This window comes from Glaciimonas sp. GG7 (assembly GCF_052976905.1).
The window spans coordinates 1-13,636 of record NZ_JBRIIQ010000103.1 but is presented as its reverse complement, the minus strand read 5'-3'; the positions used below and the strand labels follow the sequence as shown (position 1 = coordinate 13,636).

The 13,636-nt window shown below is 54.9% G+C and carries 6 protein-coding genes; all 6 read right to left on the bottom strand.

Annotated features, from left to right (window positions below; genetic code table 11):
* The coding region (locus tag ACVBEF_RS17775) for a T6SS phospholipase effector Tle1-like catalytic domain-containing protein (protein ID WP_447125258.1) at window positions 1–1,411 on the bottom strand (1,411 nt) is incomplete at its 3' end.
* Entirely contained in the window at window positions 1,412–1,882 is a 471-nt protein-coding gene (locus tag ACVBEF_RS17770) for a DUF3304 domain-containing protein (RefSeq protein ID WP_447125257.1), read from the bottom strand.
* Between the two features lie 48 nt (window positions 1,883–1,930).
* On the bottom strand, window positions 1,931–2,818 hold the full coding sequence (locus ACVBEF_RS17765) for a DUF4123 domain-containing protein (protein ID WP_447125256.1): 888 nt from the start codon (window positions 2,816–2,818) through the stop codon (window positions 1,931–1,933).
* Window positions 2,819–2,841: 23 nt separating this feature from the next.
* Entirely contained in the window at window positions 2,842–5,385 is a 2,544-nt protein-coding gene (locus tag ACVBEF_RS17760) for a type VI secretion system Vgr family protein (protein WP_447125255.1), read from the bottom strand.
* A gap of 122 nt (window positions 5,386–5,507) precedes the next feature.
* Window positions 5,508–7,655: a penicillin-binding protein 1C gene (gene pbpC / locus ACVBEF_RS17755; RefSeq protein WP_447125254.1), complete on the bottom strand. Its 2,148-nt coding sequence runs from the start codon at window positions 7,653–7,655 to the stop codon at window positions 5,508–5,510.
* A gap of 77 nt (window positions 7,656–7,732) precedes the next feature.
* Window positions 7,733–13,450, bottom strand: a complete 5,718-nt coding sequence (locus tag ACVBEF_RS17750; RefSeq protein WP_447125259.1) for an alpha-2-macroglobulin family protein — start codon at window positions 13,448–13,450, stop codon at window positions 7,733–7,735.
* Between the last annotated feature and the right edge of the window lie 186 nt (window positions 13,451–13,636).

Here is a 13,636-nt window from a genome sequence, read left to right as displayed (position 1 = left end):
GTAAATCCTCCTGCTCCTGCGCATTGGCGCGGGGAAAGGCGATGGTGTGTTGCAACCCATGTAAATATTGCCGCCGATAGCCGTAATACAGCGCCATGTGTTTGCGTACCATGGCGTGATAGTCGCCAGAAATTTCGGTTCCCGACTCGCCCATAAATTTACCGGCGACCATGTAGTTCTGCCATGCCAGCGCTAGTTGGGAGTCGATGGCGTAATCTTCTTTTAAATCTGATGGCATCGCGCTATATCCCACCAGCGACACCCCTGCCACGCTTGCCGCCCGATGCATGTGCACCAATGGAATTTGCGACAGCAACATCGCCATTTCTCCTTGGACATTCCAGAAGCCACGCCCCTGCTCGCCGGGAAGGTAACCGCCGCCAATATCGGCATGCACGCCGGGATAGAGCACTTCAGTAACACGACCCTTGCCCGGCTTAATGCGGGTAATCGGAAAGTTGCGACGCTGCTCATGCGCGCCGATAAAATGCACCGTTTCTTTGACGCACTCAGGCAAAGGCTGGAGGATTTCTCTGGCCCACGCCCAGTGCCCATCGGCGAAAATCAACGGCGTAGTTTCTGCTACGGATTGGGGCAGGCCGACACTAGCGACGCTCTCAAATAATCCCAGAAAGTCGATGCTCGCTGGCATGCCGCCAAAGGTGCCGTCTTTATTTTCACCTTTGCTCAGGATGTCGTTAAACCAGTAACAAAACGCCCGCGCCAACGCCGCGCCGCGTGAGAAGCCGAATACCGAAATACTGATGTGGGGAATTTCTGGCTTCGAACGCCACACGCGTGCTGCGCGCAGATCGGCATCGAATTTTTCGGTGAGGTCGCCAAACCAGCTCTGCCGGTTGGGACGCGGTTCGTGGGGGTCGCGTAGCGGATCGCCGATGTCGATATCTTGGGTGTATTTCTTGAGTTTGGCGGTGATGTCTTCAGGACTAAAAATTGGCTGATTTCCATTAAATTCCCGATATACAGCGTTATAAACCTCAAGCAACGCATACAAAATCCGGGCCTGACCGTGTTTCCCATGCGCTTTTCCTTCCTGACTTTCACGCCATTCACAGTTTTCTGGAAAACGCGTTCCCAAGCCTGGAATATAGAATCGGTAATGCCCCCGTGCTCGCAGTGAGCCTTCACCCTCAACAAACTTGTGGGCTTTAAATAGTTTGACGACATTAGTATGGCTTTGCAGCGGCTCGTCACGCTCTTGATTATTGTTGGTACCATCGAAGAATATACCGATCTTGATGACGCTCTGGCATAACGGTGCACCTTTGGCATTTTTGGTTGGCCTGTATTCCTTGGTGAACAGATGGCGCATTTCTGGGATGGTCAAGGCCATTTCTTTTTCGGCACGATCAGAAATAATCAGTGGTGCACTACGGATAGGGAGGCTCATTTACTCTTCCTCCAGTGGAGCGATGACGACGTTTTCGGGAATGGGGTGATGCGGGCCGGGATAAGCAAACGATGAAACTACTCGTACCTCATCATTGATAAAAAAATGGGCAAATAGCGTTCCGACTTTGTCATATCGTCTGATCGTGGTGGTTTTTTCTATCCAGTCGCGTCCATTCGGTTTCCAACGCACCTTGACCTTCATCCCCGGTTGCCATTGTTTAGGCAGCATGTAACCAAAAGCCCCAGTGCCGCCGCAGCTCAGCCCACCCACCAAACGCTTACTAAAAAACTCCTGCACAGAAAACGAATGAATATAGCCCACCCCGGGATGGCTAAAGCAGGACATCGGTACAGCCGACATCGGCACATTCACATACGGAATAACCTCTAAAGGTTCACCCGGCTTCGGTGTAGTACAGGCGCTAAGCGCCACCGTTGCTGAAAACAGCAATAAATATGTAAGTCGCATAGTTTTCCTTCGATTCATTTGTAAGGTCATTTACTCTTCCTCCGCTGGTTAAACAGACTGCGCACGATGCTGTAACGCGCTGGCAACTCCATGCTCTTGCGCAGCATCCAACAACGCAAATGCTGCGTATTTATTCGGCATCTGCAGCGCATCGAAGATCAGATGTGCGCGATCGACTTCTTTCTTGATAGCGCGCTTATCCATCTCCGCCAGCAATTCGGCAATCATTGCGTAGAGCGCCGAGGCTTTACGATCAGCGATGATTGCGGGGGCTTTCTCGCCGAGATTGCATAGGAGGTAATCGGCCTCGCCGCTTTCAATGAGCAATCCGAATTGTTCGTCCGTGATGTCGATCGCATTTTCTGCAAAGACGATGGAGGGGATATAGGTCGCTGCATCCATACAGCTTCCATCGATGCTATTGAGCGTGCCTTCGCGGTTGATGATGTGCCAGGCCGTAAAGCCGGAGCAAAATGCCGAGCGTTGCGCGTCATCCAAAATCCGCAGAATGTTTTGGCTACACACGGTGTCGGCAAATCGGAGCCAACATCGCATGCCGTCGGATGGCGTGCGGACTTGCAAAAATGCGGCGAAGTGGCGTTGTAGACTTTGCAGCGTGAGCGGACTTTGCAAAAAACTCAACATCGGAACGCCCTCGCTACGTTGTAATAGCAGGTCACACCAAGTGGCTGAAATAGGTAGTAAAAAAGGCGCGCATTCTTCTAGCTCTGCTAAGGCGGTCCGGTCGTATAGCGACACAATGTCAGTGGCCGGATCTTGGCTATATTTCCAAAGGTCAGCAGCTAAGTCATCATCAAAAGTCCCATCGACTAGCAGGTAGGTGAACAGATTGTCATGCCTGCTTGCATAGTCGGCTAACGTAGTTTGGGTCTGCTTGAGCAGATCGGGATGGTGGGGGTCAACGCCGTAATACATAGTTATCTCTCCTGAAAATAACGTTAAAGTGTTGTGCCAAGGTAGGTACGCGCCGCCTTCGCCGCTTTTGCACATTCTTTGCAGGCAGCTTGCGCAAATTGCGGCAAAGCCACCGATACACTGCGCGGCCCCGTCATGTCATGGCTGGCCGCGTGAGCGATCCAACTGCCGTTGGTTCCGCTGTGCATTTCGCTGGCATTCCATTGGGTAAAACTACCGCCGCCGTTGATCAACACTTTTTCTTTCGCGCTCAGAGTGATCCGGTTGGCGCTCTGGGTGATGGTCAGTTTGGCGAGCAGATTGATGCTGTCTTTGAGTGCCTGGATATCGGCATTGCCGCTTGCCGCAATCAATTTCATCCCAGCCTGATAGCTAAATAGTCGGATCCCGTTTTTGACGTTAGCCAATAGCCGCCGCCCGACTGACAAGCTCATCGACTGCACACTGGTGAGCGCCAGATGCAGGCCGCTGGCGATATGGGTTGAGTGCGCGGTAGTGGTGGCGATTCCGGCGGGACTGGCAAGGATTAAGTGCGGTTCTGCCAACTCGGGAAAGTGGCCGTCTGTAGTATTTCCGTCGCTGCCTTGGATGGCATCATTTTGTTGTTTGAGAACGCCTGCGACAGTGCTGTGATCCTCATCATCGAGTACGCCGTGCTGCTCAGCCAACTCTCCCAGATTCTTCTGCTGATCCTGTGCCGCGATCAGCCGTTGCGCAGTTTCGTCCAGATCGGTGATATGGCCCTCGGCCCGGCTACGGCCCTCAGTGCTAATGAGCAGCCCGTCTTTAGCCCGAATCGCGCCATGGCCGTCGGTACGTAATTCAAACCCTTGACCGCGCGCATCTTTCCGCCCGGCCAGACCATCAATGCGAGTGATGTGACCTAACGATAACTGGCTGTGCAGATGATCGCTTTTAAGCTGGCTTTGGATTTTGCCATCGGTGTCGTCCATGATCAAATGATTGCTGCGACCGGGTGCGCTGTTACCGCCGTCTTTGGTCAGCTCACGCGAGCGAAAACCGGATAAGGCGCTCTGACTGGGTAGCGTCCACGGCGGCAAATTATTCTGGTGATAGACGCGTCCAGTACAGATCGGCAAATCAGGATCGCCGCCGAAAAAGTCGATGATCACCTCTTGCCCGATACGCGGAATCTGCATCCCGCCAAGTTGATTCCCGGCCCACGACGAGGCGACGCGCACCCAGCAACTGCTGTTCTGATCATGCTTACCCAGACGGTCCCACGGGAATTGAATCTTGATGCGTCCGAGTGCATCGGTCCAGATGTTTTGGTCGGCGGGACCAACGACTTTGGCGCTGGCGGGACCGTGGGTAAATGGCTTGGGGGTCGTGGGTTCGGGCCGCAATATCTCACTCGTCGGCTGGACCGTAAAGGCGACGTTGACCTCAAAACGTTGACGCCGGGAGTTGTCCACGCCTTGCGTTTCATCAGCAGATTCGGCGATGGTGAAGCTGGTGGAAAGAATTAAATAGTCGGTATTAGCAGCGCTGTGCGGATGACGCTGGAGGGTAAAGACGCAGCCGGGGACCATCCCCCGCAAATGGCCTTGCCCACGGGCGCGCAGGCCGGGACTGCGCAACGCTTGCATCCGTAATCGCGCGATAAAATCGCCCTCGGTATGCGGATTGTTCGGGACGCGCCCGGTGCCGCTGGCGGCGGGTTGGCTGTAGTGAGTGTCGGTGTGCCATCGAAAGATGGCTTGCTGATTGTGGATCGTCGGGCGCGGGTAAGAGCGGCTGGCGGAAAGGTCGGCGTTGGGCCGCGTGTAGTCGATATCGTTGGTGCTGAATTGCCCGGAAGTGAGCGTGTGTTCGGGAGCGAACGCATGAATATATTCTGCGTCGATGTGTTTGCCTTCGGTGTAAAAATCAAGGGCGTGATAAGCGCTACTGGAAGATGGTTTATGTGCGCCGATGTTGTCGATGAGGATGAGGCGATGCTTGCCATCGCTATGTTCGAAGAAATAGTTGATGCCCCATTCTTCACAGAGACGGCTAAAAAAAGTGAAGTCGGATTCGTTGTATTGGGTCTGGTAATCACGTTTGGGATAGGTCTCGATAAGGCGTTTCTCAACCGGAAATGTGTAGTTTTCCAGCAGCGTATCGAGAATTTCAATGACGGTTTTATCCTGAAATATTTTGCAGTCAGAGGTCAGCGTGGCGAGATGCAGCCACGGACGCAAGGTGAGTTGATACAGGGCATGGCGACCTTCCTGACGCAGCATTTGAGCGGCGCAAATCAACGCCGAGATTTCACGCGTTCCCGCACCGTTACCGGGGTCGCTACCGTCCAAGGCGATGCTCACGGTGATGTCGTGGCCCAGAAAATCGTTGAGATGAAAGTTAGCTGTCTGGTCGGTCAGATAGTTGAGGGTATCGGGCGTGCTAAGGATGAGTTGGTAGTCGAACAGACTGTTGATACCTTCGGTGCCGGATAAATGAATCGGGACTAAACCCGGCTCTCCGAGGATGGTGGGAATGGCGCTGCTGCTGGCGCTGAAGGTGCGTGGATTAGTGCGTGGATTAGTGCGTGGATTGTTTGGCATGGAGACGCTTTCTGAAAAGAAAGTGAGCACAATCAGGCGCAATGCCGGATCGCGGATGTGAAAACATCTCCATGAATACTAGGGGTGATTTTTGACGATAAGCTTAAGAAGATTCTCAAAAATTAAGGCTGAATAGCCAAATAATGCTCTGATACGTTTGATGAATATGAGCGATTTTTTATTCCTGGCTTGAGGGTATTTTGTACGACTGCACCACGCACTTCAAACTGCACCTGATCGACGATCGCATTGTTGCGATCCAATAACTCGAGGGTATGTCGACCGGGCCACGGCATCCAGTCAAACGCCATTTTCTGCGCACGACTCTTGCCAGGCTGACGCAATATTTTTCCATCCAGTCGCCATGCGCCATCTGTCACGCCATCGGCGGCAAAGCGCACACGTTGCCGGTCGGGCGGAATATCCGGGTCCAGCGCAATGAGCATCCCCGGCGTCGGATAGCGAATTGCTAAGCTGATCTGGTCGGATTGGGCGGTGGTCAACAGGCTTTGTTGCGTACCTGCCAGAAAAACCTCCCGGCGCGGCGCTTCGATATTGTCCTGATAACGAATATCTTGCGCCACCACGCCGTCGGGCATGGAGGGGATGCGTTGCCGTGTTCGGTCGCGGGTGTGCAGATATTCCATCACTTCTTGCCAGATCGGTGCCGCACCCGTGACGCCAGAGACATCCCACATCGGCAAACCCGAAGCATTGCCGACCCAGACGCCGACGGTGTAGCGGTCCGAATAGCCAACGGCCCAGTTGTCGCGCATGTCTTTGGAAGTCCCTGTTTTGACGGCGGCCCAGACCCGTGTGGAGAGTGCGCTTTCTAGTCCAAAGGTACGGCTGCGCGCGCTGCGATCGGACAGAATATCGCCGACGATAAACGTTGCCGCAGGATCCATCACAGCGCGTTTAGTTATCAAGGGATCGGTCAGTGCCGTGCGCACGCCGCTGTATTGGCCTTGATTGGCGAGGGCGCGATAGGCATTGGTGAGCGCCAGCAAACTGACATCGGCGCTGCCGAGCGCCAAGCTATATCCGTAAAAATCGCCCGATTCTCGCAATGCAAATCCCAGATGTTGCAGCCGATCGAAAAATCTTGTCGGCGTGACTGTCACCAAGGTTCGTACCGCAGGGATATTCAACGACGATCCCAAGGCTGTCCTCAAGCTGACTAAACCTTTAAATTGTTTATCGTAATTTTGGGGAATATATAACCCGCTCGCAGTCGGCAAATTGATTGCCGCATCGTTGAGTATCGAGGCCGCCGTCATCCATTTTTTTTCAATCGCAAGTTCATATAAAAATGGCTTCAAGGTCGAGCCAGCCTGACGCCGTGCAACCACGCCATCGACCTCAGCAGCATTAGAAAACGATCCGCTGGAACCGACCCACGCCAATACATCGCCGCTGGCGTTGTCGATCACGACGATGGCACCGTCTTCAATATTGCGATCCACCAGCGCGGCCAATTGCCGACGCAAGGCATCATTGGCAAAACGCTGTACCCCAGCGTCCAGCGTGGAGCGCACCGTCTGGCCGGAGATGTTGAGCAGTTTGCGCGCCAGATGCGGGGCCAATTGCGGCGCGGTGGCAGTCACGATGACCTCAGAGTTGGTGCCGGTGCGGGTTAGCGCCAGCAAGGTAAAACCGTCTAAACCTTTGCATTCTTGCCCAGCATTTTGGTCCGTCAATATCCGGCAGGCGCGCTCGGTCACACGGGCTGGCGTGGCGTTGGGGCCGCGGATCAGAGCGACGGCGATGGCGGCTTCGCGTTGGTTTAAACCGCTCGGATGTTTACCAAACAACACGCGGGACAAGGCGTGCAGGCCGACCAATTCGCCCCGAAAGCTGACCAGATTTAAATACGCTTCGAGAATCTGATCTTTGCGCCAACGATGTTCCAGCAATTGGGCCACGACAACTTGTGACATTTTTTGCCTGATCGAGCGTGGCGCGTTGCCGCGTCGTAAATCATCATCCAGCAGACCGGCCAATTGCATCGTAATGGTGGACGCGCCACGGGTTTTGCTATTCCACAGATTGCCCCACGCGGCAGCAGCAACCGCATTCCAATCGACGCCGCTGTGCTGATAAAAACGTTTATCTTCGGAGGCAATCAAGGCATGACGCAAGGCGGGAGAGACGTCCTCAAGGCTGACCCATGCCAGGCGGCGCTCGTTCGGATTCAAGCGGATTTGCTGCAACACCGCGCCTTGACGGTCGAGCAACGTGGCTTCTGATGAGCGGAACGCCTGCTGCACTTCGGCAAACGTTTACAGTGCGTACACATGCGCGGCGCTGCCTGCCAATAGCAACGCCACGACGAGTCGCTTGCCCCTCACTTGACCGTCCATGGTTGATTCGGATGTTCACCAAACATTTCCGGTACGTACATCGCCTCCACCCGCGTGGGCGGCAAACTGAATTGACCGGGATTGTTCATCCGGAAGGTGTACGTCATCGTGAATTTGCCTTTGGGGACGACATCGTAATAACTCCGAAACGCCTCAAAACTGCGCTCTTCGTACACTGCCACGGCGTTACTGCTGAGTCGTTCACGCCCGCTGGCAATGGCCGAATCACGCCCGAGTCCGGAGCCCAGCAAGGTCGCGCCTGCCGGAATCGGATCGGTAACAACTACCCAGGTCATATCGGTCTGGGCATCGATCTCCAGATGGACCTCAACCACATCGCCACGGGTATATGTTCCTTTTTCTTTTTGTTCGATCGGGACGATGGTTTTCGTGATCCGATACCCGCTGGAAAAAGGTTTTTTCAAGGTGACCGCAGCCAGACTTTGCACCGTGATCCAAGGCGTGCCGCTGCCTGCATGATTGAACTTTATTTCTGCAGCAGCCGTCGCATCCGGCCACGGCATAGACAGCTTGCCGCCGCCATTGGCAGGCCATGCATAACGTTGGCTATCGATACTCTTGCCACCCTGCTCGACCGTTACCTTGGTGACCCCGGCGACTTTTTCAGACTCAAATTTCTGCGCAAATTTTTGTAACGCCAGACTGCCCCAGAGGTTGCCCGTAGTGGTTGCCCAATGGCCGCGTGACTGTCGTTGTATCGCGCCGTTGATCAGTTTGGGCAGATCATCTTTCCAGGCAGGATTGTCCAGCACCGTCAACACCAGCCGGGTGGCGTTGACATCGCCGCCGGTCATCAGCCACCACCAGTAATCGCTGCTCTCCGTAGAAAATCCCATCCGCGTTCCCTGAAAATTCAAGCGGGAACGAAGGATTTGATCGGCCTCAGTCAGACGTTTGGCGCGCTCGGGAATACTGGTTGTGCGCTGCAAAATATTGATCCAGTCCAGCAGCGCCGAGGTCGGCCACAGATTCGGCGACAACTGAATCGCATCGAGCATCGCAGGCCGGGCGCGGTCATAACGCGACAGCGCTTCTAAGGCTGCCAGCTTGCGCACGTCCAAGTCTTTTTGCGGCGACCAGAAATCGCGGGTAATTTTTCCTTCAACAAAAGCGGCCAGACCGTCGAGCATTTTGTCGCGACTTTGTAGTGGAATAGCGAAGCCCGATTCTTGCGTCACCGCCAGTAAATAGGCGGTTAAGGTATCGCTGCCGCGCCCGGCGTTGCCGGTAGTGGGCGGATAGTAATAGGCCAGTCCATCGCTATCGAGATAAGTTGGCAAATCGTTTAAGACTTTTTTCCAGAGCGCCTCGTCACGCAAACCAATCGCCCGTGAGGCTTGCTGCTCAAGGCAGGAATACGGGTACTCGGTAAAGTAGCGCCGCAGGCCTTCGTTATTGCCAGCCAAAGAAGGCGCTAACGCCATCGCCAATCCGCCCCGCCCGGCTAACGCATCAGCAGGGCGTGAGATCGGCAGCGAAAACGATTTATCCAGCTGAAACAAGGTCGCCTGTTGCACCGTCACCGGGACCGCAGGCACTACGCGCTGGGTAAATTTGATGCTGTCTTTGACCTTGGCTCCGCCTTGTTCTTGCGCGTTGATTTCCCATTGCAATTGGCTGGCATTCGCTGGCACAGTGACCGGCCAGACCAGTTCGCGCGATTCTCCGGCGGGGATGTTGACATCCTGAGCAGGCAAGCTTAAACCCGTTGCAGCGGCGCTGGCATGGACTTGCATGGCGCGGGTCGTGGTATTGCGCACGGTGACCATGGCACTGAAGTTATCACCCTCACGCACCAGCGGCGGCAAGCCGGAGATCAATTGCAGATCCTGCGTCGAGCGGATGCTGACCGATCCTGTACCAAACAAACTGACTCCGCTTTGCGCCACCGCGACTATCTTGAAACTGGTCAGGCTGTCATTCAAGGGCACGTCAATCTGAGCGCGTCCGTTGGCGTCCAGCACGACCACGGGCTTCCAGAGCAGCAAGGTATCGAACAATTCCCGCGTGGGCGATTTGCCGCCGCCGCCGCCAGCAGGAATCGCCTTGCGACCGTAATGACGCTTGCCGATGACCTGCATTTGCGCAGTTGAGGTTGCTACGCCGTAGCTACGGCGTTGTAGCATCGCTGCCAGCAAATCCCAGCTCCGGTTAGGTTCGAGTTCGAGCAGCGCTTCATCGACTGCGGCAACAGAAATTTCAGCACCGGCGGCAGGTTTTCCGTCCGGCAGATTGACTTGGATCGTGACCTTCGCAGTGGAGCGAATCGGATAGTCAGGCCGATCGGTCTTGACGCTCACCGCCAATTGATTGGCGGCGGTGCCGACCATGATTTCGGCGATGCCGAATTTGTAGGCAGGCTTGGCGAGATCGACGGTGGCACCAGGCGCTTGATATTCCTTAAACTCGCCCCACCAATTGCGCGGTTCTTTCCAGCCCCAGACAAAGAATGAATACCACGGCACTTCGCGCATCCGGCCACGCACAGCCAGCACCGAGACAAATACGTTCGGGCCGTAACTGGCTTTGACCGGCAGGCTGAACGTCGGATCTTGCCCGTTGAGTTGCATGACGTGGGTTTCGATGACGCCTTCGCGCTCAATGGCGACTAAGGCCGTGGCGTAACGGAATGGCATGCGGACCTGAAACTTGGCCGTCTCGCCCGCTTGATAGTGTTTTTTCTCGGGCAGGATATCGATGCGATCCTGATTTTCACCGTCGAACCAAAGCTCGCCTTGTTTGGTCACCCACACCGAACTGGTCGCCAACGCGGTGCGACCGTTGCCATCCTGACCTTTGGCGGTCAGCTCGACATTGCCGGACTCTGATAATTCAACGGTACAGATCATCAAGCCGCGCGCGTCGGTTTTAGCGGAGCATAGCGGGCCTATATCGTTGGATGTTTCGGTATTTTCATACGCATAAAAACCACCCACCATGCGCTTACGGTGCGAGTTGGTTTGTTTAACTTTGCCGCTGATGGTGATCGGCACGCCGACTTGCGGCTGACCGGCGGGATTGAGTGCCACCGCTGTCAACGTCAGTTTTTTCTTGACCGATACCCACTCCCCGGCTTTCAAACCGACAACGATGGCCGAAGGCCATACTGGCGTGAGATTGGACACCGTTTGGATTTCGCCATTCGGGTCGGCGAAGGTCATCTCTGTCAGTAATTCTTTGGGCGCAGTAATGACGGGCAATGCTTGGATGCTGGTTTTTCCAGCGCCATTTTTATCCAGCGTGACCGGTAATTTGTCAGCGACGATTTTTTGATCATCCCCGTTGCTATCGCTGCCGTTATTTCCCGCTACGGAAAAAGAATAACCATCGTAGGCCGCAAAGCTAATCGCACGACCGCGCAACAAACTGGTGACGTGCACCGACTGACCGGCAGCGCCGCCGCCATTGAGATAGTTCAGTTGCACGGTGAGCGGCACGTCGGTTGGCGCAATCAATAACTTCGGCGGCGTGATCCGTCCTTGCAACAACGGCAAACGGAATTCTTCGACGCGAAAACTACCCGTGCTGTAGCTGCGCGAGGCGTCACCGTTGCTGCTATCGGTGCCGCTATCGAGCACTACTTCATAGCGCCCCAGCTTGGCTTCTTGCGGAATCGCAAAGACAGACTCAGCATTTTTTTGTCCGCGCCACGTCAGGGGAAATTGATATTCCTGACCGCTGCCCTGATGCGTGATGCGCATGCGCGTGGGGAGCTGATCTTTGGGCAGTAAGCCAAAGCCTTGCAGCGTTTCAGTACGAATAACGTGCTGCATCGAGACCGTTTCACCGGCACGCAATAGCGTCCGATCAAACACGGTGTGTGCACGCACGGTGGCCGATTTATCGTTGTCCATGGGCAAATTGAAACGCCAGGATTCAATCCCGTTGTTCCACGAGGTCAACGCAAAGGCCATATCGGCGCGGCCTTTTTCATCGGTCTTGCGGGCGCTGACAAACAGGCCGTCGATGTGGCCTGGTTGTGTATTGCGTCCGTTATTGCGTCCATTATTGCAACCGTCGTCCGGAAATTCCGCGACCGTGGCGATTCCCGATGTATTCGTCTTGCCGCGCCAGAGTTCGGTGCCATTGCAATCGGCGATCCTGACATCGGCATCGGCCACCGGTTTGGCATTGTCCAGCGTGGTCACCCAGACCGCGCCATTTTGGCGACCGATCTTGACGTGGACCGATAGATTGGTCACCAAAGCACTGGTGCGCACAAACATCGGCGCAGCTTTGCCTAGCAAGGCTGCACCTAGCTTTTCGGAGGCCAGTTCGACAACATAAAAGCCGGGATCTTTGAGTGGAATGCCGATGACTTCAAACGGGCGCACGCCATTTTTGGCGTCCGGTGCTGGCGGCAAGGTCAGGTTTTTTGCCCCCGCTTGCTTTGCCAGCAAACTGAGGCTGCGCGTTTCTACCCATTTTTTGTCTATCTCGATAGAACTTTCGTGATAACGATTGAGCCGGGTCAGCCACGCAATGATGCTTTGATCGTCGCTGACTTTCAGATTGCTGACCTTGCCCGGCATGATTTTGCCATCGACGCTACGCGCCAGCATCGATGTCTCGACGCTACGCAGCGTGACCGGCAAGGTCGCATCGGCGTTGAGTTCGATGATGCCGAATGGCGCGGAAGGAAATTTTGCCAGCGGCGGATAGTCCGCCATGTTGACCTTTATCGGAAACGTATTCGCGTTCGATAATGCGCGCCCGCTCTCGTCCTTAAATCCGCTTGGTAATGCGATGGTGAGTTCTGACTTTTCGGCAAACGGCGGCTTGAAGATTAGTTGGGTGACGGTCTCTTCGGTATTGTTTTTGTCGAAAAATGGCGTTGACTTGCCCTGCGCGCCGCTTAAGGTCACGCCCTCTGCCAGCTTGCGCGTGACCGGTGAAGTCAGCACTACCCGCAGCGGCAACATCGGCGCACAGGCGGCGTTGGCGTTCTCGCGCTCGCAGCTCACGCTGGCAGTAAAAGTCGGACGGACTTTAAATGTAAAAACCTGTGACCGGGTAGTAGCAATGCTCGATGGCGTCATCACGCCCTTATCCCAGGTCAACCGGACCGCGCCATCGTTGGGCAAGCGTTGCTGGCATTGCATGGTACTGACAATCTCGGGATTGATCTTGTCGGCAAATTGTTTGAGCAGCGCCTGGCGCACCGGGCCATCGATAAGCTTGACGGGAATGCGCTCATGGACGCCCTCGGCTTCGCAATACACGTGTTTAAGAATGCTGTCGCTGGTGGCCGCGCCGTTTTGTACCAGAATGAAAATTTGCTCTTCGTCGATGGTTTCCCATGAGGAGTCCGATGATGGATTGACAGACACCACAGCGGGGCCACCGGTATTGAATTGAAATACCGTTTTGCCGCCGACCGCCGCGCCTGACAACATCGTGAATGCAGGCTTGAGCGTAAAGCTGCAACGGGTGCCGGGCGGCACATCGCGGGCAAAATCGTAGACCCAGTTTTTGTCATCGGACCAACGCGGGCTACCGGCTTCTTTGCAATTGATATCAAACGGCATCGGCGCTTTAGGGTCGCCAAATGTAATGGCGGCTTCTGAGAACTTGACGTGTATCTGACGTACTTGAGTGACGTCTCCCTGTGGCGAAAAACTGTCGATTTTGGCAGCGGGAGCGGCCTGCGCCGTGTGCGCCAACAGCAATGCCATGCACATTCCGACACCAAGAGTTTTACCAACTCTGCGAAAAACCGTGAAGATAAAAAAAAGCAGCACCCGACATTGCGCGGTGCTGCTTTTCAACTCTTGTAGAGTGCGTGTTTTTTGCATGAATATCCTCGAACTAGACAAATGAATCTGACTTTTTGAGGATACCGCATTTCAAGCGAGCCGAATCAATCA

What these genes read in the sequence shown, in the direction of transcription:
- ACVBEF_RS17770 (WP_447125257.1), bottom strand. Translation starts at nt 1,882, where the DNA reads ATGCGACTTACATATTTATTGCTGTTTTCAGCAACGGTGGCGCTTAGC.
- ACVBEF_RS17765 (WP_447125256.1), bottom strand. Translation starts at nt 2,818, where the DNA reads ATGTATTACGGCGTTGACCCCCACCATCCCGATCTGCTCAAGCAGACC.
- ACVBEF_RS17760 (WP_447125255.1), bottom strand. Translation starts at nt 5,385, where the DNA reads ATGCCAAACAATCCACGCACTAATCCACGCACTAATCCACGCACCTTC.
- ACVBEF_RS17750 (WP_447125259.1), bottom strand. Translation starts at nt 13,450, where the DNA reads ATGTGCATGGCATTGCTGTTGGCGCACACGGCGCAGGCCGCTCCCGCT.